Below are 22,835 nucleotides of genomic sequence, written 5' to 3' on the forward strand. Positions count from 1 at the left end.
GGGGTGGGGTGGGGTGGGGTGGGTTACCAGAGGGGGCGGGTGGCGCCTACGGGGAGGGTGGCGCCGAAGATCGGGAGCTCGGCGTACTCGGTCAGCACCGGCGCGTCGACGGCGAGTCGGCGCAGGGCCGAGACCAGGACCGGCATCCGGGCCCGGCCGGCGCCGTCGTCGATCTTCAGCGCCACGGCGCCGACGCCGGGCAGCGCCGTGGCGATGACACCCTCCGCGCCGATCTTCGCCAGCAGCCCGGGTACGCCGCGCATCAGTCGGGTGTCGTCCGCCTGGGTACCGCCCACCACCTCGGGGTGGGCCCGCATCGCGCCGGCCACCTGCCCCGCTCCGCTGTCGCCGTCGGCGGCGACCATCCGCAGGTACGCCGTGGCCAGTCCGGTCAGCGACGCGGACAGCACCGGGGCACCGCAGCCGTCCACCCCGACGGCCACCGCCTCCTCGCCGGTGAACTCCTCCACCGTGTCGCGCAGCGACCGCTGGAGCGGGTGCTCGGGACGCCAGTAGCCCTCCATCGGCCACCCGGCGGCCCGGCAGGTCAACAGCATCCCGGCGTGCTTGCCGGAGCAGTTCATCTGGAGCCGGGTCGGACCGCCGCCGGCCCGCAGCACGGTCGTTCGCGCGAGATCACCCACCGGCAACTCCGGCGGGCAGTGCAGGGCTTCCTCGTCGAGCCGGGCACCGGCGAGCAGCCCGGCGACCCGGGCCAGGTGGAACTCCTCCCCCGCGTGGCTGGCCGCGACGATGGCCAGGTCGGCCGGTTCGGCAAGCGACAGCCCGGCGCGGAGCATCCCGACCGCCTGCATCGGCTTGTTCGACGAGCGCGGAAAGATCGGCGAGGTGACGTCACCCGCGGCGGCCAGCGGCGCGCCGGTGCTGTCGAGCACCACCACCGAGCCACGGTGCACGCCCTCCACGAAACCGGACCGGACCACCTCGGCGAGCGGCACACCGCCCTCGTACGTCTTTCCCACGACGTGGACGGTACCGAGGTGTCCGGCCGCGTTCACCCCGGGGTGAGCTGGTACTCCACCTCCGGGGGTAAAGAACGCCGGGCGACCCGTGCCTTACAAACCGAGCAGCTCCCGAGCCTCGGCGGTGTTCAGCGGTGGGCGCTGCGCGAGCTGGGCGAAGCCGACCGCCCGCGCGACCAGCTGCATGTTCGACTCCACCGGACGGCCCTTCGCGTACGTGACCGTGTCCTCCATCCCGACCCGTAGGTGACCACCGGTCGAGAGCGCAGCGAGCAACACCGGAAGGCTGGTCCGGCCGATGCCGGTCGCCGAGAAGGTGGTGCCCTCCGGCAGGTCCCGGAGCATCTGCTGAGCCGCGACGAGCGTCGCGGTGGTGCCCGGCATGCCGCCCGGCACTCCCATCACGAAGTCGACGTGGACGTGACCGCCATGCGGCAGGCCGTACTTGCCCAACAGGCGTTGCAGGGCGCTGAGGTGACCGAGATCGAAGATCTCGTACTCCGGCACGATGCCCCGCTCCTGCATCCGGGTGTGCAGCTCGACGACGAACTCCCACCGGTTGAGGAAGACGTCGTCGCCGAAGTTGACCGTACCCATGGTGCAGGAGGCCATGTCCGGTGCGGCGTCCAACACCGCGAGCCGGTCGGCCTCGGGGTCGGTGACCGCGCCTCCGGTGGACAGCTGCACGATGAGATCCGTGCTCTCCCGCAGCGCCGCCACGGTCGCGCGGAGCCGGCCCGCATCCAGGGTCGGTCGTGCCTCGTCGTCGCGGATGTGCACGTGGATCACGGAGGCACCGAGCGCCGCACACTCCTTGGCGGTGAGCAGCAGCTCGTCGAGGGTCACCGGCAGCGCCGGCACCTCGGTCTTCGCCGACTCCGCGCCGGTGGGGGCAACCGTGATCAACGTCCCTGTCGTCATGCCGGCGATCCTAGAGCGCCCCCGACCACCAGTGGCGTCGGCGTCTACGAGGCGTCGATGGCGGCGGCGCTGTCGCCGACCCGGAGCGCGGCGTCGTCGGGCACCGAGCGTTTGACCACCGCGAGCGCCACCTGGCCCAGCTCGTGATGAAGCACCGCGGTGCCGACGAAGCCGACCGTACGGCCGTCCATGGTCACCGGGCTGCCGGCGACCGGCAGCTGGTCGGAGGCCACCCCGTCGAGGTGCAGCAGCACCAGTCGGCGCGGCGGTCGGCCCATGTTGTGCACCCGGGCGACCGTCTCCTGTCCCCGGTAGCAGCCCTTGTCCAGGTGCACGGCCGGGGCGATCAGGTTCACCTCGGCGGGGATCGTCCGGTGGTCGGTGTCGACGCCGACCCGGGCCCGCCGGGCAGCCACCCGCACCGCCTCGTACGCCCACAGCCCGGCCGGGGGCACCCCATTGTCCCGCAGCCGCTCGACCACCAGGTCCATCGCGGGCCGGGGCACCAGCAGGTCCACGCCGAGCGGACCGCGCCGGGCCCAGCCGCCCTGCGGCAGCGGCTGCACGTGGTAGCGGGCGGTCGGGCGGAGCGGCAGCTCACCCGACCGGAACTTCGGGCCGGGCAGCCCGACCACGTCCGGCTCGGCGAGCGGCGGCACGTCGAGCAGGGCCACCGCCTCGGCGGCCTTCGGCCCGACCAGCGACAGCAGTGCGTGCTCGGGAGTGCTGTCCCGGGGATCGACCTGGCTGAAGAACCGCATCTTCTCCAGGTACGTCAGCAGCCCCGTGGTCGCCCCCGGCTCGGTGTCGAGCCAGGTGGTGTCGCCGTCCTCGGCCACCATGGCGTGCTGCTCGACATGGCCGTGCGGCGAGAGTACGAGAAGTTCGGTGCCCTGCCCCGGGCCCAACTCGGCGAGGTGCTGGGTGGTGAGGGTGTGCAGCCAGGAGATGCGCTCCGCGCCCGGCACCGCGACGACTCCCCGGTGCGATCGGTCCACCAGACCGACCTCGGTGTCCAGTTGGCGCTGCTCGCGCATCGGGTCGCCGTAGTGCGCCGCCACGCCCCGCACCCCGGCGGCGGCGTGCGCCGGCTCCGGCTGGTCGCGGCTGGCCTCGTCGATGCTCTCCACCGCCACCGCGCCCGCGATGTCGATCATGTCTGCTCCCCGTTTCCGCACCGCGCGCAGAGGCCGAAGAAGGAGACGTGCCCGATGTCCACCCGGAAACCCCGCTCCCCGGCCAGTTGGTCGGAGAGCGGGCGCATCAGTTCCGGATCCATCTCGTCGATCGCGCCGCACTCGCGGCAGACCAGGTGCACGTGCTGGTCCTCACCGGCGGCGTGGTAGGTCGGCGAACCGTGCGAGAGGTGGGTGTGGGTGACCAGGCCGAGCCGCTCCAGCAGCTCCAGCGTGCGGTAGATAGTGGTGATGTTGACCCCGGCGGCGACCTCGCGTACGGCGGTGTGCACCTGCTCGGGGGTGGCGTGCCCCAGGTCCAGCACCGCCTGGAGGATCAGCTGTCGCTGCGCCGTCAGCCGCAGCCCACGGGCGCGGAGCAGTTCCGCGAGGGAGGATTCGGACACCCCCCGATCATAGTTCGGGCCGGCGCGTACCTCCCGGCGCGATCGGCACCGCATTATGCTCGGCCTCCGTGGTGACCTCGCGGATCGGCGTGCTGGGTCGCGGGCGGCTGCCGACAGGTGAGCCGGTGCTGCGCGGCGACGATCTCGGCGTGCTGCGCGGCGACGGACTCTTCGAGACCATGCACCTACGCGACGGGCGGCCCTGGCTGCGCCAGGAGCACCTGACCCGGCTGCGGGCCGGCGCGGCGGCCGTGGAGCTGACCCTGCCGGCGGATGACGCCCTGGTCGAGCTGCTGGACGAGGTGGCCGCCGGTTGGCCCGCAGAGGTGGAGGGCGCGCTGCGGCTGATCTGCACCCGGGGGCCGGAGAGCGGCGGCCCACCCACCGTGTACGCCACCCTCTCGGAGGTGCCCGCCACGGCCCGGCAGGCCCGGCGCGACGGCGTGCGGGTGGCCACCCTTTCCCTGGGGGTGCCCGCCGAGGCCCGTCCGGACCTGGACTGGCTGCCGGCGGGCATCAAGTCCACGTCGTACGGGGCGAGCAGCGCCGCCCGGCGCTGGGCCGCCCGGGCCGGCGTGGACGACGTGCTCTGGATCTCCTCCGACGGGTACGCCCTGGAAGGCCCGACCGCCAACCTCGTCTGGCTGGCCGGGGAGACGCTGTGCACGGTCCCCGCCCGACGCACCGGCATCCTGCCCGGCACCACCGTCGCCTGGCTGCTCGCCCACAGCGCCGACGTCGGCTGCGGGGCCGCCGAACGCATGGTCACCCCCACCGACCTCCGCGAGGCCGACGGGGTCTGGCTCACCTCGTCGGTACGCGGTCTGGTCGCGGTGCACACCCTCGACGCCGAGCCGCTGCCGCCCAGCCCGCTGACCCGCCCGTTGCAGGAACTGCTCGGCTTTCCGCTGCCCTGAGGCCGCGTTCTCGCCGCGCGCCCGAGCCGAGGCCCCGGCAGACCCGTTTCGGAGCGGGCGGCTCAGCCGGCGACCCGGACGAGGCGGGCGGACAGATGCGGGGACAGCGGGTGGCCGACGGCGGCCATGTCCTGCGCGTAGAGCAGGGCACCCTCGACAATGCCGAAGAGACGGTGCCCGGCGGTGACCTCCTTGGCCGTGGAGGTACGCACCACCGCGTCGGTGACGAACTCCACCTGGGTGCCCTTGCGCCGGCCGACGTGCAGTTCCATCACGCCGGTCGGGGTGGTCAACAGGGCCTCCAACTCGTCGGTCGCCCGGTCACCGTCCAGCACCGGACGCCACCAGCCGACCTCCCGGCCGGCCGGCCGCACCGGCCGGCTCTGCTCGTCGAGGATCCACGCCCGAGACTCGTAGTGCAGGAACGGCCGCCCGTCGTGGCTGATCCGGATCTCCTGGGCGAAGTCGAAGTCCTCGATGGTGGGGAAGCCGCCCCGTCCCCGGCCCCGCCACACCCCGACGTACGGCAGCAGGCCGTCGAGCGTGGGGTGCAGTTTCGGGCCGACCCGCAGGTCGTGACTCTCCTCGAACGGGTACGCCTCCACCGGCGGTGCGTTCAGCCAGGGCGGCGGCGCCAACGGATTGTCGTCACTCACCGGACCACCTTCGTTCGCGACTGCGGGGCTCGCAAAACCGGCTCACTCCTCGCACTCACCGGACCACCTTCGTTCGCGACTGCGGGGCTCGCAAAACCGGCTCACTCCTCGCACTCACCGGATCACCACTTGCCTCTCGATATCCGTACCGCCAGGTAGACCAGGCCACCGGCGAGCGCGCCCAGGCCGGCGACCAGCAGGCTGACGAACCCGATCTCGGTGACCATCCGGGTCATCCTATGCTGGCGGGCATGGCCCGCACTCTCGTCGTCAAGGCCACCGCCGGTGCCGACGCACCGGAACGGTGCGCCCAGGCGTTCACCGTGGCGGCCACCGCGGCTGCCGCCGGGGTGCCCGTCTCACTCTGGTTGACCGGGGAGTCGACCTGGTTCGCGCTGCCCGGCCGGGCGCAGAACTTCGAACTACCGCACTCGGCTCCGCTGGCCGAACTGCTGCACGTGATCCTCGCCACCGGCACGGTGACGGCCTGTACCCAGTGCGCCGCTCGCCGGGACATCGACTCCGGCGACGTCATCCCCGGCGTACGGATCGCCGGGGCGGCGGTCTTCGTCGAGGAGACGATGGCCGAGGGCGCGCAGGCGCTCGTTTACTGACTCGCCGAACAGTGTCGGGGAGGGCCCCCCGCGTCCTGGCTGGGAAGGCGTCGGAACCCGCCCGACAAGTCGGGTGAATGCCTACGATTCGGGTGTGACCGAGGCGACCCAGCAGTTCTTCGCGACCCTGCCGGCCCGTGCCCCGGAAGTCCTCCGCGCTCCGGTCGCGGGCACCCTGCGGATCGACCTGTCCGAGGGGCACCGCACCGAGCACTGGCTGGTCCGGATGCGGCCGGGTGCCGCCGAGGTCGATCAGGGCGCGGACCCGGGCGACGCGACCTGGTACTGCGGCGTGGGTCTGTTCGACCAGCTGGTCACCGGCCGTGCACAGGCCATCTCCGCGGTGTTCCGCAACGAGAGCACCTTCCGCGGCGACGTGGTGCTTTTCCTCGCCTTCCGCCTGTTCTTCCCGTCCCCGCCCGGCACCCGGGATCCGCGCGAGGTCGCCCGCGAGCACGCCAGGTGGACTCGGTGAAGGAACTGGTCAGCATCCTTGACGGCAACACCTTCCTGGTCAGCGACCGTCGTGGCGATGTCGAGCCGTCGCTGGACTTTCCCACCGGGCTGTTCGCCTTCGACACCCGGTTCCTGTCCACCTGGCTGCTGTTGATCAATGGAGAGCGGCTGCACGCCCTCTCCATCGACGACGCCGAGTCCCACCGGACCCGCTACTTCCTGGTACCCGGCGAACCGACCCACTTCCTGGACGCGAAGGTCTCGGTGATCAGGAGTCGGGCGATCAGCGGCGACCTGTCCGAGGAACTTACCGTGCTCAACCACTCCGGGCAGGAGATGAGCTTCACCGTCCGGATGGAGATGGCCTCCGACTTCGCGGACATCTTCGAGATCAAGGACACCAAGAGCAAGAAGGGGCACAACACCGCCGCGCCCGGCGAGAACTCGCTCCGGCTGACCTACCGGCGGGACGCGTTCCACCGCGAGACGACGATTCGGAGCAGTGCCGCCGCCCAGGTCGACCGCCGCGGGATGACCTTTCCGATCCGGATCGGGCCGCACGGCGAGTGGACCACCCGGTTGACGGTCACCAGCGTCATCTACGGCGCCCGCGGTCAGGACGTCCGCGCGCTGCTGCCCTTCGCGGGCAGCCGCACGACGCCGGCGATCGAGGCGGAACACGCCGAGTTCGTCGCCCAGGCACCCAAGCTGGGTTGCGACCGCGAACCGATGGCCAGTGCGTACCGGCGCAGCCTGAACGACCTGGCCGCGCTGCGGTACGAGTCGATCGCGCTCGGCGTCCGGCTGATGGCCGCCGGCCTGCCGTGGTTCATGACACTGTTCGGCCGGGACAGCATCTTCACCTCGCTTCAGGTGCTGCCGTTCGTGCCGGATCTGATCCCGCCGACGTTGACCATGCTGGCCGGGCTGCAGGGCCACCGGGTGGACGACTTCCGCGACGAGGAGCCGGGCAAGATCCTGCACGAGTTGCGCTACGGCGAGTCCGCCGGTTTCGAGGAACAACCCCACTCGCCCTACTACGGCTCGGCCGACTCGACCGCCCTGTTCGTGATCCTGCTCGACGAGTACGAGCGGTGGACCGGTGACGTCGAGTTGGTCAAACGGTTGGAGTCTTCGGTACGGGCCGCCCTGACCTGGATCGACACGTACGGCGACCTGCTCGGCACGGGGTACGTCTGGTACCAGACCCGCAGCCCCCAGGTCGGCCTGGAGAATCAGTGCTGGAAGGACTCCTGGGACGCGATCTGCTACTCCGACGGTCGGCTGCCGAGCTTCCCCCGGGCGACCTGCGAGTTGCAGGGCTACGCCTACGACGCCAAGCTGCGTGGCGCCCGACTGGCCCGACTGTGCTGGAACGACCCGGTGTACGCCGACCGGCTGGAACGGGAGGCCGCCGAGTTGAAGGAACGCTTCAACCGGGACTTCTGGCTGCCGGACAAGGAGTACTACGCGCTGGCCCTGGACTCCGACGGCAGCCCGGTAGACGCGCTCAGTTCCAACATCGGGCACCTGCTCTGGAGCGGCATCGTCGACGAGTCCCGGGCCCGACGGGTCGCCGAACACCTGCTCGGTCCCCGACTCTTCTCCGGCTGGGGCGTCCGCACCCTCGCCGACGACCAGGGGCGATACAACCCGATCGGCTACCACGTCGGCACCGTCTGGCCGTTCGACAACTCGATCATCGCGTGGGGACTGTGGAAGTACGGTCTCCGGGAGGAGGCGGGACGGATCTGCGAGTCGATGTTCGCGGCGTCCCGCTACTTCTTCGGCCGGCTGCCGGAGGCCTTCGCCGGCTACGAACGTGACCTGACCGACTACCCGGTGGAGTACCCGACCGCGTGCAGCCCGCAGGCGTGGTCGGCGGGCACCCCGCTGCTGCTGCTGCGGGTGATGCTCGGACTCGAACCGCAGGGCGAACACCTGATCATCGACCCGTACGTGCCGGCCGGGATGGGCCGGGTGGAACTGCTGGACATCCCCGGCCGGTGGGGCCGGGTCGACGCGCTGGGTCGCAGTCGCGACCAGGGGCCGGCCCGACCTGACTGAGCGGCCGCGACGGGGTGCGGCTCAGCCGGCACAACCCGTCGTCGCGGAGACCACGACCCGGTCCGGCTGGAAATCGGCAAGCACCGCGACGCCGTCGCGCCGGTAGGCGTACACCTCGGGGGTTTCCACCACCGGTGTGCCGCTGGCCAGCGGCGCGAGCGTGGCCTGCGGCGCCGTGGCCACCGGCTCGACGACGGACCGGACGGTACGGGCCGTCGCACCACCGGGACAGGGGGCGCTGGTCACCGACTCGGGAGCGCCGTCGCGGCCGTTCAGCACCCGCACCGCCTCGGCCAGCACGTCGACCTCCGGGCCGGCCGGGGCGGACCCGGCGCCGTCGTAGCCGTCACCCACCGGCCGGCACCCGGTGTCGACAGTGAACCGGATCCGGCCGTCGGTCGCCGGCCGCCCGGTCACGGTGACGAACTCGCCCGCGTCGCCGCGCAGACGGGGGCCGTCCGGGGTGAGCCGGACACCGGCCCGCCACCGCGCGGGCAGCCGCTCGGCGATCTGCTCCAGCAGGGCCCGCTCCTCACCCACCGGCGCGGCCAGATCGACCGCGCGGGTAAGCGTCGCGCCGTCCGCGAACGGGCTGATCCGGCAGCCCCGGTCGACCTCGGGTGGGCTCAGTGCCGGCACACCGCCGCCGGCCGCCGCGACGAGTTCACCGATCGCGCCGTCGACCACCGGCCCGGCCTGCGTGAGGGTGCGCTGCTCACGGACGGTCGGCGGATCCTCGGCCGAGGAGATCCAGGTGAGACCGGCCAGCAGCACCGCCCAGGCCGCCGTCGCCGCGATCAACCAACGCGGCAGCCGGGAGCCGGTGGTCGGTGGTCGGGGACCGGTCGACGGAGGGTGCTCGGTGTGGACGGCATTGCTCACCCGGCCATCGTGTCACGCCTGGTGCGACCGTCCGTCGAGACGCCCGTCTCCGGCCTCCGGCGGCCCGCTCAACCGGTAGCCGACACCGCGTACGGTCTGCACCTGCGGCCCGTTGGACAGCGTCCGCAGCTTGCGGCGCAGCCGCTTCACCGCTGAGTGCAGGATCGCGGTGTCACCGAGGTAGGCACCGCCCCAGACGGAGGCGAACAGCCGTTCGTAGCTCCACAACGTGAGCGGCGGGCTCACCAGCCGGGCCAACAGTTCCCGCTCGGTGCGGGTCAGCCCCAGCGGCGCGCCGCGCCAGGTGACCAGGTGCCCGGCCCGGTCGACCACCAGGTCCCCCCAGGTCGCCGACCGTTCCGGGGGACGCTCGGCCGGCTCGTCGCCGGACCCGCCCGACTCCGTCGGTGGGGTGGGAAACACCGCCCGCAGTTGGGCCAGGTCTGCGCAGATCACCACCGGCCCGACCCCCTCCAGCCGTTGCACCACCCGCTGCCGGACGGTGGCGTCGGAGCTGACGCAGACCAGGATCGGAAACTCTGTACCGGACACGACGCCTCCCCCAGGGCACCCCGGACCTGCGACTCCCACCGATCGCCAGTGACGGTCACCGATGGCACCCGGTTTCAGCCTAACGGTCAGGATCGCGCCTCGTCACTGACCGAGTACTGACCGACGGCTTCCATTGATCACCGACGGTCGGGGCAAGAGCATGACTTTCAGCGGGCGGAGGCACCACCACCGGCCACCCACATCGCCCCGGCCGCTGCGCGCCGCCGCGTCGCGGCGCGCGGGTGTGCGGGCCCGAACGGATCGGGACCGACGACGTGGGGAGGAACATTGTTCACACGACCATCCACCCGGTCGCCACGATGGCGGGCGGTGGCGGTGCTGACCACCGCCGTGCTGGCCGTCACCGGCCAGCCCGCGCTCGCCGCGCCGGCCCAACCGACGGCACCGCACCGGGCCGCCGTCGACCCGGCGCTGCTCGACCAGCTCGGCACCACGTCGACCGCACCGTTCCTGGTCTATCTGGCCGACACCGCGCCGTTGGCGCAGGCCGCCCGGTTGCCCGACCCCGACGCCCGGGCGGGCGAGGTGCACCGGTTGCTCACCACCACGGCCAGCCGTACCCAACGCGACCTGCGGACGCTGCTCGACGAGCGCAAGGTGCCGCACACCGCGTACTGGATCGCCAACGCGGTGCGGGTCGAGGGCGACAAGGCGCTGCTCGACGAGATCGCCCGCCGACCCGAGGTGGCCCGGATCGAGCCGAGCCGCAGCTACCCCCTGATCCGGCCGACCGAAACCGAAACCGCCCGGGCGCGCACCGCCGCGGTCGAGTGGGGCCTGACCAACATCGGCGCGCCTCGGGTGTGGGACGAGTTCGGTACCCGTGGCGAGGGCGTCGTGGTGGCGAACATCGACAGTGGCGTGCGCTACGACCACGCCGCCCTCGTCGCCTCCTACCGGGGCAACCTCGGCGGCGGCAGCTTCGAGCACGCGTACAACTGGTTCGACCCGGCCGGCGTGTGCACCGGCACCGCGCCCTGCGACAACAACGACCACGGCACGCACACCATGGGCACCATGGTCGGTGACGACGGTGCGGGCAACCAGATCGGCGTCGCCCCCGGTGCGAAGTGGATCGCCGCCAAGGGCTGCGAGTCGAACAACTGCTCCGACGCCTCGCTGCTGGCCGCCGGTCAGTGGGTGCTCGCCCCCACCGACGCCAACGGCCAGAACCCCCGGCCGGACCTGCGGCCCGACATCGTCAACAACTCCTGGGGCGGCGACGGTGGTGACCCCTGGTACCAGCAGACCGTGGCCGCCTGGCGGGCCGCCGGCATGTTCCCCGTCTTCTCCTCCGGCAACGACGGACCGGCCTGTGGCAGCGCCGGCTCACCGGGCGACTACACCAACGCGTACGCCGTCGGCGCGTACGACGTGAACAACGTGATCGCCGGGTTCTCCGGACGCGGCTCCGGCACCGACCCGCTGAAGCCGAACATCGCCGCGCCCGGCAGCAACGTCCGGTCCAGCGTCCGCAACGGCGGATACGCCTCCTTCAACGGCACGTCGATGGCCGCGCCACACGTCTCCGGCACGGTGGCACTGCTCTGGGCGGCGGCACCGGGCCTGCGCGGGGACCTCGCCGCGACCGAGGAGTTGCTCGACCGTACGGCCCGCGACGTCGATGCCACCACCTGCGGCGGCACCCCGGCGGACAACAACGTCTTCGGTGAGGGGCGGCTCGACGCGTACGCGGCGGTGCGGGACGCACCCCGGGGAGCGGTCGGCCGGGTCACCGGGGTGGTCACCGACTCCGGCGACGACGACCCGCTCTCCGGCGCGACGGTGACCGACGGCACCCGCAGCACCACCACCGACGCCGACGGGCGCTACACGCTCACCCTGCCGGCCGGCGAGACCACGCTCACGGCCAGCGCCTACGGCTACGCCGACGAGTCGGCGACCGTGACGGTGCCCGACGGCGGCACCGTCGACCAGGACTTCGCCCTGCTGGCCACCCCGGCGGTCACGGTGAGCGGAAAGGTCACCGACGGTTCCGGGCACGGCTGGCCGCTGTACGCCAAGATCGAGGTGGCGGGACGGCCCGGCGATCCGATCTTCACCGACCCGGTCACCGGCCGCTACTCCGTCACCCTGCCCGGCAACACCGGGTACCGGCTGACCGTGACCGCCCAGTACCCGGGCTACCGCGTCGTCACCCGCGAGGTGGCCGTGGGCGGCGACGCCACCAAGGTCAACGTGGCGGTACCCGTGGACGCCGCCTGCACCGCCGCCGGCTACACGGCACAGTTCGGCACGCCGCTGCTCACCGAGAGCTTCGACACGACGAGCGCACCACCCGGCTGGCGGGTGGAGAACCGCACCGCCTCCGGCGGCTGGGTCTTCGACGATCCCCGCTCCCGGGGCAACCTCACCGGCGGAACCGGCGGCTTCGCGATCATCGACAGCGACGCCCTCGGCTCCGGCAACACGCAGGACACCGACCTGATCGCCCCGCCGATCGACCTGTCCACGACCGCCGCACCGGTACTGCGGTTCCGCAGCGACTGGCGCGCCGTCGGCATCAGTGACACCGCCGACATCGACGTCTCCACCGACGGCGGGGCGACCTGGACAAACGTCTGGCACCAGACCGCCAGCCGCCGTGGTCCCCGGGTCGAGGAGGTACCGCTCGACCCGGCCGCGAACGCCGCGTCCGCACTTGTCCGCTTCCGCTTCAAGGGCACCTTCGCCTGGTGGTGGCAGGTGGACGACGTGGCGGTGGTCAACCGCGAGTGCTCGCCCGTGCCCGGTGGGCTGGTGGTCGGCACCACCACCGACCGCAACACCGGCGACCCGCTCAACGGCGTGACGGTGGCCAGTGACCACCGTCCCGAGGACCGGGCGGTCTCGGCGGCCACGCCCCAGGATCCGGCCGAGCCGGACGGCTTCTACTGGCTCTTCTCCGGGCTCACCGGCACCCATCCGTTCACCGCCGAGCGCACCCCGTACGCGCCGCTCACCAAGGAGGTGACGGTCACCGCCGACCGGGTCAAGCGGGCCAACTTCGCCCTCGCCGCCGGTCGGCTGACGGTCAGCCCGACGTCGATCGAGTCACATCAGCCGTACGGCAGCACCCGCACCACCCGGGTGACGGTCAGCAACACCGGTACCGCGCCGGCCAGCGTTGACCTGCTGGAACGCGCCGGCCAGTTCGACCTGCTCAGGCGCGCCGGCGCGCCGCTGCGGGAGCAGAAGGTGAAGGGGATCAGCAAGGCCCGCACCGGCACCGCGTACGGCGGGGTGACACCGCAGGCGATCGTCGCCGAGGACGAGGCGTGGAGCGAGATCGCCAAGCTGCCGGCGGCGATCTTCGACAACGCCGCTGCCTGGCTGGACGGGAAGATCTACTCGGTCGGTGGTGGCGGTGGCACCGGCACCGAGCGCAAGGCCTGGGTGTACGACCCGGGGCCCGGCGCCTGGACCGCCCTGCCCGACCTGCCGACGGTGCGTTCCAAGCCCGCCGCGGCGGCGGTCGGCGGCAAGCTCTATGTGATCGGCGGTTGGGGCGCGGACGACGCCACCGTGGCCACGGTCGACGTCTTCGACCCGGCCGCCGGAACGTGGAGCACCCTGCCGGGAGCGACCAACCCGGCTCCGGTCGCGGCGGCCGGTTCGGCCGTGGTCGGCGGAAAGGTGTACCTGGTGGGTGGCTGCGCCGACGCCACCTGTACCGACAGCGACGGACTCGTGGTGTTCGACCCGGCGGCTGGCTCGTTCAGCACCGGTGCCGCCTACCCGCACCCGGTGTCGTGGCTGGCCTGCGGCGGCATCGGTGCCTCGGTCTACTGCGCCGGTGGCACGGGCAGCACCGAGTACACCGACGCCTACCGGTACGACCCCGCTGCCGACAGTTGGAGCCCGCTGCCGGAACTCCCGCTGGAGCTGTGGGGTTCGCAGTACGCGGCCGCCGGCGGGCTGCTGGTGCTGGCCGGCGGGGTGACCGACGGCTCGACGGCGGTCACCAACCGTACCGTCGGCTTCGACCCGGTCACCGGTGCCTGGCGGGACCTGCCCAACGTCCGGTTCAGCCGGTACCGAGGGGCCGCAACCTGCGGCGCTTACAAGATCGGCGGTTCGCCCACCTCCTTCGTGGGCAGCGCGGACAGTGAGCGGCTCGGTGGTCTGGAACTCTGCGCAGCCGAGGCGGACCTGCCCTGGTTGGACACGTCCCCGGCCACGTTCACCCTCGCGCCGGGCGAGTCGAGGACGGTGACGGTCACCCTGACCGCGACCGAGGCGGCGGGCGTCGCCCAACCCGGCCGGTACGCGGGCGAACTCGCCATCGCCTCGGACAGCCCCTACCCGGTGACCCCGGTCGCGGTGGAGATGAACGTGTCGCCGCCGGCCAGTTGGGGCAAGATCCGGGGCACCGTCACCGGCACCACCTGCGGCGGGGTCACGGTCGGCATCCCGGCGACGGTACGGGTGAACCTGATCTCGGCCGGTACCGGAACGACCCTCACGGCCGACGCCAGCGGCCGCTACGCCTGGTGGCTGCCGAAGGGCCGCTACGAGGTGATCGTGGCCAAGGACGGCTGGGTGCCGCAGGTGCAGCGCCACCGCATCGAGGCGGGCATCGTCGGCACGCTCGACTTCGCCCTGGAACCCGCCTCCACCTGCACCAGAGCCACCGGCATCTGACCCGACCCGACCCACACGGCGGGGCGCCGGTCCTCACGGGCCAGCGCCCCGCCCACAACTCCCGCCAACACCGCCCCTCGCCCGGTACTCGCCGCAGTTTCGGGGATAGTGCCGCATCCGGCGGCGCCGAGGCAGCAACATCAGCGAAGTTGCTCGTCGGGGCAGCACGGCGCGGTGCGCGGGGCGGGGTGCAGACGGCGGGTGGCCCGCATTCCTCCTGGGAGGGATGCGGGCCACCCGCCGTTCGACGTGGGGTCAGTCGGTGACGGTTACCGTCACCTCGTTGATGCCGCGGCCGGCGGTCACGGTGGTGTCTCCGTTGCCCTGGCGGGACAGCGCGCGCAACGTCCAGGCACCCGGCGCGGCGAAGAACCGGAACTGGCCGGCCGGTGAGGTCACCACCTCGGCGGTGAACTCACCGGTCGAGTCGAGCAGCCGGACGTACGCGCCGGCCACCGCCTCGCCCTGCACCGAGCGGACGACACCGGTGATGACGGTCTCCCGCTCCAGGTCGAGGCCGGCGGGCAGCGGGGCCGCCTGGTCGGGGGCCGCGCAACCGGCGGCGGTGCTTGCTGCGGTGGGTGCGGTCATCTCAGGCCTCCCCCGGCTCGTCGCCGAGCGCCACCGGCACCCCGACCAGCGAGCCGTACTCGGTCCACGATCCGTCGTAGTTCTTCACGTTGTCGTGGCCGAGCAGCTCCTGGAGCACGAACCAGGTGTGCGAGGAGCGCTCGCCGATACGGCAGTAGGCGATGGTCTCCCTGCTGTCGTCCAGCCCGGCCTCACCGTAGATCTTGCGCAGCTCGTCGTCGGACTTGAAGGTGCCGTCCTCGTTGGCTGCCTTCGACCACGGCACGCTGATCGCAGTCGGAATGTGGCCGCCCCGCTGCGCCTGCTCCTGCGGCAGGTGGGCGGGGGCGAGCAGGCGACCGGCGTACTCGTCGGGGCTGCGTACGTCGACCAGGTTCTTGGTGCCGATCGCGGCGACGACCTCGTCCCGGAAAGCCCGGATGCTGGTGTCCGGCTCGCCCGCGACGTACTGCGTCGCCGGGCGGGTCACGGTGTCGGTGACCAGCGGACGGGCGTCCAGCTCCCACTTCTTGCGACCACCGTCGAGCAGCTTGACGTCGCGGTGGCCGTAGAGCTTGAAGTACCAGTACGCGTACGCGGCGAACCAGTTGTTGTTACCGCCGTAGAGGATGACGGTGTCGTCGTTGCTGATGCCCCGCTCGGACAGCAGCGCCTCGAACTGGGTCTTGTTGACGAAGTCCCGGCGGACCGGGTCCTGGAGGTCGGTCTTCCAGTCCAGCTTGATGGCACCGGCGATGTGGCCGGAGTCGTAGGCCGAGGTGTCCTCGTCGACCTCGACGAAGACGACGCCCGGGGCGTCGAGGTTCTTCTCGGCCCACTCGGCCGAGACGAGTGCGGTGTCGCGACTCATCAGATCACTCCCTGTTGAGGATGGATGGTGAGCCAGCGCGCGGAGGTCGTGAAATGTGAAGGTGTCGCACCACGCGCGGGACCCATAGCTCGGAACGGATCACGGGTTCGTGCGACGGCGCCGCTGCCGGGCGTCCGGTGGGGTGCACCGGGAACAGGTACGCGTGCCCCGAGTGCCTTGGCCGCTAGGCGGCCCGAGACAGCCCCGCCGTCAGATGACGGGGCGACACAGGCAGGTGGCCACGCGGCACAGGTCGACCGCGCGCCGTTTGGTGAGGAGCGTCCCCATGAGCAGGGAGCCTACCAGCGATCCCAGAACTCTCTATCGGACCGACCAGCATCCGGGACGCCGGGCCGCTGGTCAGCCGGCCGAGTTGATCGGCACGTCCCGTGCGTCGGCGGTCACCGTCAGCCCCTGCGGCTGCGGTCGGACCTCGCGAACGGTGAGCTGGAACGGCAACTCCGGCAGGGGTACGTCGACCGAGATGCTGCGGGCGAAGTTGCTCACCAGGGCGCGGGCCAACGGCACGTCCGGCAACCCTTCGGCGTCCAGGTCGTCGAACTTCAGCGCCACCTGCCCCTGCTCACCGACGACGATGTCGGCGGTGCCGGTGACGGTCAGCCGCTGGCCGAGGATGTCCACCGGGGCGGTGACGGCGAGCTGCCCGTCCCGCTCGCCGAGGGTCAGCCCCTCCCGGTCGAGCAGGGCCGACAGGCTCTGGTAGCTGACGGTGCCGGTGCCGTTGACCGTCTCGGCCACCACCTCACCCTGGCCGGTGCGCAGGGTGTCCAGCGAGGCACGCACGTTCCGGGCGTCGACATCCAGGCTGGGCAGCGCGACCGCGTCGCCCTGTACCGAGGCCTGCACGTCCCGCAGCTTGATCGAGATGCGTTCGTACCGGCCGTCGAGCACCTGGGTGAGGAACGGGAAACCACCCACCTCGACCTCGGGTGGCGAGGACTGGGCGTTCTGTTGGGCGACTTGCTGGCGCACCTCGTCGGCGATGGTGCGCTCGGCCACGGACGCCGCCACCCGGTCGGCGATGGCGATGAGTCCGGCGAGCACGAGCAGCAGGACGACGAACCCGATCAACATCTTGCGCCCGCGTCGCCGCGGTCGCCGTTCGTACACCTGCGTCTGCTCCACGCCGCCTCCTGTCTCGTCGTACCTCGATGCCGCCAGCGGTGGACCGGTGGTACCCGTGGTCCGGATTTCTCAATCGCGCACGACCGGATCGCGCCGCCGCGCACCGGGCTGTCAGAGCAGCAACCGGCACATCAGGTACGCGGCGGGTGCCGCCATCGCGAAGCCGCCCAGCGGGCCCTGCACGTGCCGTGCGGCCCAGGCCGACGGCACCTCGCCGGCCATCAGCCGGCCCGCCTCCGCGTAGCTGACGGCGAGATCGGCCAGCACGGCGACAACGGCCGCCGCCAGGCCGATGATCGCGGCCCGGGTAGGCGTGAACGGGGTGACCAGGTAGCCACCGAGCAGCGCGCTGATCAGCGTGCCGACCATCGCGCCGCCGACCACTCCCGCCGCGCCCCTGGGCACCTGGGGCGCCAGTCGCGGCCAGGCCGCGACCGCGTCGGTCACCCGGGCGACGACGAGCGCCACCCCGGCCGCGGTCAGACAGACGGCGATCGCCTGGGTGCCGGCGGGGATCCGGGTGAGCACGATGAGCGTGGCGAAGGCGACGACTCCGAACACGGTGGTGGCGGTGGTCCGCAGCGAGTCGGTCACCCGGACCCGGTCCACCCGTCGGACCAGTTGCCCGAGCACTGCCGCGAGCACCCCGCCGACCGCTATGTAGAGCAGCGGCGCCAACCGGGCCTCGGCCGTCCGTACGGCCACCACGTCGGCCGCCAACGCGGTGACCGTGCCCACCCCGAGGACGACCGCCAGCGCCGGTGGCCGAGTGACCATGGTCCAGGCGAGCAGGAAGAACACCTGCACGGCGAACACCACGAGGGCGAACGGCAGGCGGTGCCCGGGGCTGGAGGTCTGCGCCGCGACCACCAGGCCGAGGCCGAGCAGCGCGGCGAAACCGCCGATGGCGAGCGAGATCTGCCGGCGTACCTCGACCGGCGGTTCCGCCTCCTCGTCGTCGGCGTCCGTCTCGTCGTCAGGGCGGCGAGCCGAACCGCCGCGGCGCAGCCGGCGCGGGCCGCGCGAGCGCCGCTCGTCGACCTCCACCGCCGGACCGGTACGCGGCGCCGGGCCGCCCGGGGCGGACGGGTCCTCGGTCCACGGGTCACGGCCGGGCTCGGGCGAGTTGGCGGGAAACACCCACCGATCGTGCCAGACCAACCTCACATCGCGGGTGCCAGCGTTTCCACGACGTTAAAACCTGAGCCGCGATCAGGGGCAGATGGGGCAAAAGAGGAAACCGCGCCAAGGTCGTAGGCGAGGAATCGGTTACGCTCAACGGCGAAACCCGCCCGTCAGCGACGCCGGGACCCACGGAAGTTCCCAGCGCCACACCCCGCAGGAGTGCCGCTGGTCGCGCGCGGCCGCAACGGCCGCCGGGACGGAGGTGATCGTGGAGATCCTGCTGTTGGTGACCGCACGGGCAGGCGAACCATCCGCAGTGCTACCAGCACTGGACCTGCTGCCGCACTCGGTGCGCACCGCACCCCGCGATGTCCGCACCCTGGTCGCCGGCCCGAGCCCGGACGCCGTGCTTGTCGATGCCCGCTCCGAGCTGAGCGAGGCCCGGGCCACCTGCCGGATGCTGCACGCCACCGGGCTCGGCGTACCGCTGGTCGCGGTGGTCACCGAAGCCGGCCTGATCGCGCTGAACGCCGACTGGGGTGTCGACGACGTGATCCTCGCCTCGGCCGGCCCCGCCGAGGTGGAGGCCCGGCTGCGGTTGGCGGTCGGCAGGCTGAGCAACGCGACCGCCGGTGCGGGTGGCTCCATCCGGGCCGGCGAGCTGATGATCGATCCGGACACCTACGCGGCGAAGCTCAAGGGCCGCCCGCTCGACCTCACCTACAAGGAGTTCGAGCTGCTGAAGTTCCTCGCCCAGCACCCGGGTCGGGTGTTCACCCGCGACCAACTGCTGCGCGAGGTGTGGGGTTACGACTACTTCGGTGGCACCCGGACGGTCGACGTGCACGTGCGTCGCCTGCGCGCCAAGCTCGGCTCCGAGTACGAGTCGATGATCGGCACCGTTCGGCAGGTGGGGTACAAGTTCGTGGTGCCGTCCTCGCGCACCCTACCGGAGACCACCGAGCACACGCCGCTGCCGATGCGAGCCCTCACCGTCGAAGGCTGAAATTCCTATATGCCCCTTTTGGTCGACTCGCGAGTCTTATGGTGACTGCCAGTTGACCAGCGGGGGGCATTGGTGGGCGGTAACCAGGTGGGGACGGCACGGGCCGTCGGCATCATCACGCTCGTGGTGACAGCGGTGCTCGGCTCGGCGTACCTGCTCGGACGGGGCCTGGTGCCCGACGCGTCGCGGACCGACACCGCCGTCACCGCGACCGGCGCCGACCACCCCGAGTACGCGGACCAGTCCGCCATCGAGGCCGAACCCGAGAGCACCCCTGCGCCGGACGCCGAGCCGGACGGGTCGCAGCGCGCCGACCCGCAGGAGCAGGACCCGAACATCGGCCCGATGGGTACCCGGGTGAGCACCGGCACCGCCGGTGTCGCGCTCACCTTCGACGACGGGCCGCATCCCGACTACACCCCTCAGGTTCTCGCGATCCTGCGGGACTACCACGTCACGGCCACCTTCTGCGTGGTCGGCAAGAACGCCCAGGCGTACCCGTGGCTCGTCGAGCAGATCGTCGCCGAGGGGCACACGCTCTGCAACCACAGCTGGGACCACGACGTCGCCCTGGGCGCCCGGTCCGCCGACTGGATCCGTGCCGACCTGATGCGGACCAGCCAGGCGATCCGCGCCGCGGTGCCTGACGCGCCGATCGCCTGGTACCGACAGCCCGGCGGGGCCTGGACCTACTCGGTCATCTCCGTCTCCCGGGACCTCGGGATGGCGCCACTGCACTGGACGCTGGACCCGTCCGACTGGCGGGCGCCGGGCGCGAGCCGGATCGCCACCTCCGTGATCAACGAGGCACGACCCGGCTCGATCGTCCTGCTGCACGACGCGGGTGGCGACCGTCAGGGCACCGTGAACGCGTTGTACCGGATCCTGCCCGAACTGGCCGGCAGGTTCGAGGTTCAGGCGTTGCCACCGCGCGGACTGTGACGCAGGCACCCACCGTCCCTCCGGGCGACCTGTCCACCATGCGGCTACGGTGATGCGATGAGCAGCACCCAGTCGGACGTCGACCAGGTCAGCCGACTCGACCGGCTCGGCCCGGCGGAGGTCACCGACGTGCTGGCGCTGGCCGGTGCGGCCAGCGCCGCCGACGGCGCGGACCCGATGGACGAACACGTGCTGCTCCGCCTGCGCGACGAGCACGCTGCGGCCACCCACCTGGTTGCCCGCTCCACCGACGGCACGCTGACCGGGTACGCACACCTCGACACGACCGACCCGGACCACGGCGTCGGCGTGGAGCTGGTGGTGCACCCGGCGTACCGACGGCGGGGCACCGGACGGGCGCTGGCCCGGGGGGTCTTGGCCGCCGCCACCGGGCCACTACGGGCGTGGTCGCACGGCGACCACCCCTCGGCCGCCGCCCTCGCGGTCGACCTCGGCTTCCACCGCGCCCGGATCCTCTGGCAGCTGCGCCGACCGCTCGCCGCCCCGCTGTCCGAACCACACCTGCCCGACGGGGTGACGCTGCGCGCGTTCCGCCCCGGCAGCGACGACGAGGCCTGGCTGACGCTCAACGCGCGAGCCTTCGCCGACCATCCGGAGCAGGGTCGCTGGACCGCGCAGGATCTACGGGTACGCCTCGCCGAGCCGTGGTTCGACCCGGCCGGCTTCCTGCTCGCCGTCGATGCGGCGACCGGCCGGCTGCTCGGCTTCCACTGGACCAAGGTGCACGAGCGAACCGGCTCAGCCCGCATCGGTGAGGTGTACGTGCTCGGGGTGGAGCCCTCCGCGCACGGTGGCGGGCTGGGCCGGGCCCTGACCACGGCCGGGCTGGCGTACCTGCGCGACCGACGCGGGCTGGACCGGGTGATGCTCTACGTCGACGAGTCGAACACCGGCGCGGTGGCGCTCTACGAGCGGCTCGGCTTCGCCCGCTGGTCGGCCCACGTCAACTACCAGCTCGGCTGACCCGTCCGGGTCACGGCAGGTAGAACCGGGGCCGCTCGGGGTCGGACAGGTCCAGCCGGGGCGTGATCGGGGTGACCGCGTCGCGGCCCGCCGCCGCCGCTGCCACCGCCGCAAGGTCCGTGCAGGCGGCCATCTCGCGGAGGGTGACCAGGGTCGGCGGGAGCATGGTCAGCTCACCGGCGGCGACCTGCCGCCCCGCTTCCTCAGGCCCGATCCACAGCGTGTGGTCGGCCTCACCGGAGACGTCGCGGGTGCGCTGCCCCTCGGGCAGCAGCGCCACGAAGAAGTACGTGTCGAAGCGACGCGGCTCGAATTCCGGGGTCACCCACCGGCTCCACGGCAGCAGCAGGTCCGACCGGAGGGTGAGCCCGCGCCCGGCGAGCAGGTCGGCGAAGCCGGTCCGCCGCTGCTCCAGGTCGGCCCGGACGGCCTCCCAGCCATCGTCGCTGACATCGCCGACGACCCGCGTCGCGTCCGGCCCGGCGAGCAGCACCCCCGCCTCCTCGAAGACCTCACGGGCCGCCGCGCAGACCACCGCCTGGGCCGCGGTCGGGGTCAGCCCGAGGCAGCTGCCCCAGTCCGTCGGGGTCGGGCCGGCCCAGTCCAGGTGGGTCGTGGAGTCCGAGGGGTCCACCCCACCGCCCGGGAAGGCGTACATGCCACCGAACGCCATCGCCGCGACCCGACGGATCAGGTAGACCTCGAAGCCGGCGTCGGCCGGACGGAGCAACAGCACGGTGGCGGCCACCCTGGGCACCGCCGGCACCGCGCCGGAGGCCCGGAACCGGCGGGCGTGCTCCACGAGCGCGGGCGGCGCCGGGAAGCCACGGTCCATCGTCATGCGCCGAGACTAGTCCCGACCCGTGGATGCCCAGTACAGCGCTCTGCTGATCTTCGGTAGCGTCGCGCCATGACTCGTTGGGGCATCCTGGCCACCGGCCACATCGCCGCCCGCTTCGCCGAGGATCTCCGGCTGGTGCCGGGGGCCGAACTCGTCGCGGTCGGCTCACGCACCGCCGAGACCGCGGAACGCTTCGCGGAACGGCACGGCGCACCACGGGCGTACGCCTCCTGGGCGGAACTGGCCGCGGACGCCGACGTCGAGGTGATCTACGTTGCCACCCCGCACGCCGCGCATCACGAGGCGGCCCTGACCTGCCTCAGCGCCGGCAAGCCGGTGCTTGTGGAGAAGCCGTTCACGCTCGACCTGGCCACCAGCACCGAACTCGTCGACACCGCCCGCGCCGCCGGGGTCTTCCTCATGGAGGCGATGTGGATGCGGTGCAACCCGCTGATCCGGCGGGTCTGCCAGCTGATCGCCGACGGCGCGATCGGCACTTTGACCGGGCTCCGGGCCGACTTCGGCATCGCCGGCCCGTTCCCGCCCGAGCACCGGATGCGCGCCCGGGCACTGGGCGGCGGCGCGCTGCTGGATCTCGGCGTCTACCCGATCAGCCTGGCCCACCTGCTGCTGGGCACGCCGCAGCACGTACGGTCCTGGGCGAAGCTGGGTCCGGAGGGCACGGACGAGAACACCGGCCTGGTCTTCGGGTACGACTCCGGTGCCGTGGCCACGTTGAGCTGCGGCATGGTGGGCGCCACCGGGCTCACCGCCTCGATCACCGGCAGCGCCGGGCGGATCGACCTTCCCGAGCCGTTCTTCCGGCCCGGCGGGTTCACGCTGCACCGCGCCGACGCGGCACCGGAGACGATCACCGATGAGCTGGTCGGCTCGGGCTATCAGCACGAGGCCATCGAGGTGCAGCGGTGCCTGGCCGAAGGACTGATCGAGAGCCCGTTGGTACCGCACTCGGCCACCCTGGAGATCATGGGCCTGCTGGACGACATCCGCGCCCAGATCGGCGTCTCCTACATCTGACGGCCGGTCGAAGGGCC

Annotated in this window: 23 protein-coding genes; 9 read left to right on the top strand and 14 right to left on the bottom strand. The window is 72.2% G+C overall.

The window, feature by feature from the left end:
* Positions 1-23: 23 nt before the first annotated feature.
* The 4 genes from KBX00_RS07835 to KBX00_RS07850 form a co-directional block, all read right to left on the bottom strand.
* A complete protein-coding gene (locus tag KBX00_RS07835) occupies positions 24-983 on the bottom strand; it encodes an asparaginase (protein ID WP_210824801.1) in 960 nt (319 codons plus the stop codon).
* A 93-nt stretch (positions 984-1,076) separates the two neighbouring features.
* Entirely contained in the window at positions 1,077-1,904 is an 828-nt protein-coding gene (locus KBX00_RS07840) for a 3-keto-5-aminohexanoate cleavage protein (RefSeq protein WP_210824803.1), read from the bottom strand.
* Positions 1,905-1,948: 44 nt separating this feature from the next.
* Positions 1,949-3,061: a folate-binding protein YgfZ gene (locus tag KBX00_RS07845; protein WP_210824805.1), complete on the bottom strand. Its 1,113-nt coding sequence runs from the start codon at positions 3,059-3,061 to the stop codon at positions 1,949-1,951.
* Complete coding sequence (locus KBX00_RS07850; protein ID WP_164448517.1) at positions 3,058-3,486, bottom strand: Fur family transcriptional regulator; 429 nt, start codon at positions 3,484-3,486, stop codon at positions 3,058-3,060. The genes KBX00_RS07845 and KBX00_RS07850 overlap by 4 nt, the downstream gene beginning before the upstream one ends.
* A gap of 68 nt (positions 3,487-3,554) precedes the next feature.
* Between KBX00_RS07850 and KBX00_RS07855 the strand changes: the two genes are divergently transcribed.
* Positions 3,555-4,403, top strand: a complete 849-nt coding sequence (locus tag KBX00_RS07855) for an aminotransferase class IV (RefSeq protein ID WP_210824807.1) — start codon at positions 3,555-3,557, stop codon at positions 4,401-4,403.
* Positions 4,404-4,465: 62 nt separating this feature from the next.
* Here the strand turns inward: KBX00_RS07855 and KBX00_RS07860 are convergent, their stop codons facing one another.
* Together KBX00_RS07860 and mtfM are read right to left on the bottom strand one after the other, a co-directional pair.
* The gene (locus KBX00_RS07860) at positions 4,466-5,059 is read right to left on the bottom strand and encodes an FABP family protein (protein WP_210824809.1); all 594 of its coding nucleotides are present in this window, start codon (positions 5,057-5,059) and stop codon (positions 4,466-4,468) included.
* Positions 5,060-5,181: 122 nt separating this feature from the next.
* Complete coding sequence (gene mtfM, locus KBX00_RS29160) at positions 5,182-5,286, bottom strand: small membrane protein MtfM (RefSeq protein WP_046570768.1); 105 nt, start codon at positions 5,284-5,286, stop codon at positions 5,182-5,184.
* Between the two features lie 12 nt (positions 5,287-5,298).
* Between mtfM and KBX00_RS07865 the strand changes: the two genes are divergently transcribed.
* From KBX00_RS07865 to KBX00_RS07875, 3 genes are all read left to right on the top strand, one after another.
* Positions 5,299-5,673 (top strand): DsrE family protein, encoded by a 375-nt coding sequence (locus tag KBX00_RS07865; RefSeq protein ID WP_210824810.1) that lies wholly within the window; start codon positions 5,299-5,301, stop codon positions 5,671-5,673.
* Positions 5,674-5,767: 94 nt separating this feature from the next.
* A complete protein-coding gene (locus KBX00_RS07870; protein WP_210824812.1) occupies positions 5,768-6,148 on the top strand; it encodes an SCP2 sterol-binding domain-containing protein in 381 nt (126 codons plus the stop codon).
* Positions 6,145-8,196, top strand: a complete 2,052-nt coding sequence (locus tag KBX00_RS07875) for an amylo-alpha-1,6-glucosidase (protein WP_210824814.1) — start codon at positions 6,145-6,147, stop codon at positions 8,194-8,196. Before KBX00_RS07870 ends, KBX00_RS07875 begins: the two co-directional genes overlap by 4 nt.
* Positions 8,197-8,217: 21 nt before the next feature.
* On the opposite strand, the gene KBX00_RS07880 is transcribed toward KBX00_RS07875, so the two are convergent.
* Together KBX00_RS07880 and KBX00_RS07885 are read right to left on the bottom strand one after the other, a co-directional pair.
* Positions 8,218-9,078 carry a hypothetical protein gene (locus KBX00_RS07880; protein ID WP_307868255.1) on the bottom strand — a complete coding sequence of 287 codons (861 nt, stop codon included), beginning with the start codon at positions 9,076-9,078 and terminating at the stop codon, positions 8,218-8,220.
* A gap of 12 nt (positions 9,079-9,090) precedes the next feature.
* Positions 9,091-9,630 (bottom strand): winged helix-turn-helix domain-containing protein, encoded by a 540-nt coding sequence (locus KBX00_RS07885; protein ID WP_210824816.1) that lies wholly within the window; start codon positions 9,628-9,630, stop codon positions 9,091-9,093.
* A gap of 288 nt (positions 9,631-9,918) precedes the next feature.
* Between KBX00_RS07885 and KBX00_RS07890 the strand changes: the two genes are divergently transcribed.
* Positions 9,919-14,295, top strand: coding sequence for a S8 family serine peptidase (locus KBX00_RS07890; protein WP_210824818.1), 4,377 nt, complete (start codon positions 9,919-9,921; stop codon positions 14,293-14,295).
* A 255-nt stretch (positions 14,296-14,550) separates the two neighbouring features.
* Here KBX00_RS07890 and KBX00_RS07895 read toward each other — a convergent pair whose 3' ends face one another.
* From KBX00_RS07895 to KBX00_RS07910, 5 genes are all read right to left on the bottom strand, one after another.
* Positions 14,551-14,886, bottom strand: coding sequence for a DUF1416 domain-containing protein (locus KBX00_RS07895; RefSeq protein WP_210824820.1), 336 nt, complete (start codon positions 14,884-14,886; stop codon positions 14,551-14,553).
* Between the two features lies 1 nt (position 14,887).
* Complete coding sequence (locus KBX00_RS07900) at positions 14,888-15,736, bottom strand: sulfurtransferase (RefSeq protein WP_210824822.1); 849 nt, start codon at positions 15,734-15,736, stop codon at positions 14,888-14,890.
* A 210-nt stretch (positions 15,737-15,946) separates the two neighbouring features.
* The gene (locus KBX00_RS29800) at positions 15,947-16,024 is read right to left on the bottom strand and encodes an Ms5788A family Cys-rich leader peptide (RefSeq protein WP_311202345.1); all 78 of its coding nucleotides are present in this window, start codon (positions 16,022-16,024) and stop codon (positions 15,947-15,949) included.
* Between the two features lie 72 nt (positions 16,025-16,096).
* Positions 16,097-16,831: a DUF2993 domain-containing protein gene (locus KBX00_RS07905; protein WP_210825251.1), complete on the bottom strand. Its 735-nt coding sequence runs from the start codon at positions 16,829-16,831 to the stop codon at positions 16,097-16,099.
* Positions 16,832-16,993: 162 nt separating this feature from the next.
* Positions 16,994-18,022: a hypothetical protein gene (locus KBX00_RS07910; protein WP_210824824.1), complete on the bottom strand. Its 1,029-nt coding sequence runs from the start codon at positions 18,020-18,022 to the stop codon at positions 16,994-16,996.
* Between the two features lie 247 nt (positions 18,023-18,269).
* Between KBX00_RS07910 and KBX00_RS07915 the strand changes: the two genes are divergently transcribed.
* From KBX00_RS07915 to mshD, 3 genes are all read left to right on the top strand, one after another.
* Positions 18,270-19,013: a response regulator transcription factor gene (locus KBX00_RS07915; RefSeq protein WP_210824827.1), complete on the top strand. Its 744-nt coding sequence runs from the start codon at positions 18,270-18,272 to the stop codon at positions 19,011-19,013.
* Between the two features lie 72 nt (positions 19,014-19,085).
* On the top strand, positions 19,086-19,955 hold the full coding sequence (locus KBX00_RS07920) for a polysaccharide deacetylase family protein (RefSeq protein ID WP_210824829.1): 870 nt from the start codon (positions 19,086-19,088) through the stop codon (positions 19,953-19,955).
* Positions 19,956-20,012: 57 nt separating this feature from the next.
* The gene (gene mshD, locus KBX00_RS07925; RefSeq protein WP_210824831.1) at positions 20,013-20,939 is read left to right on the top strand and encodes a mycothiol synthase; all 927 of its coding nucleotides are present in this window, start codon (positions 20,013-20,015) and stop codon (positions 20,937-20,939) included.
* Positions 20,940-20,949: 10 nt separating this feature from the next.
* Here mshD and KBX00_RS07930 read toward each other — a convergent pair whose 3' ends face one another.
* On the bottom strand, positions 20,950-21,780 hold the full coding sequence (locus tag KBX00_RS07930; RefSeq protein WP_210824833.1) for an NUDIX domain-containing protein: 831 nt from the start codon (positions 21,778-21,780) through the stop codon (positions 20,950-20,952).
* A 69-nt stretch (positions 21,781-21,849) separates the two neighbouring features.
* Between KBX00_RS07930 and KBX00_RS07935 the strand changes: the two genes are divergently transcribed.
* Positions 21,850-22,818, top strand: coding sequence for a Gfo/Idh/MocA family protein (locus tag KBX00_RS07935; RefSeq protein WP_210824835.1), 969 nt, complete (start codon positions 21,850-21,852; stop codon positions 22,816-22,818).
* Positions 22,819-22,835: the final 17 nt, after the last annotated feature.

It is taken from the genome of Micromonospora sp. C95 (assembly GCF_018070465.1).
Taxonomy (GTDB): Bacteria; Actinomycetota; Actinomycetes; order Mycobacteriales; family Micromonosporaceae; genus Micromonospora.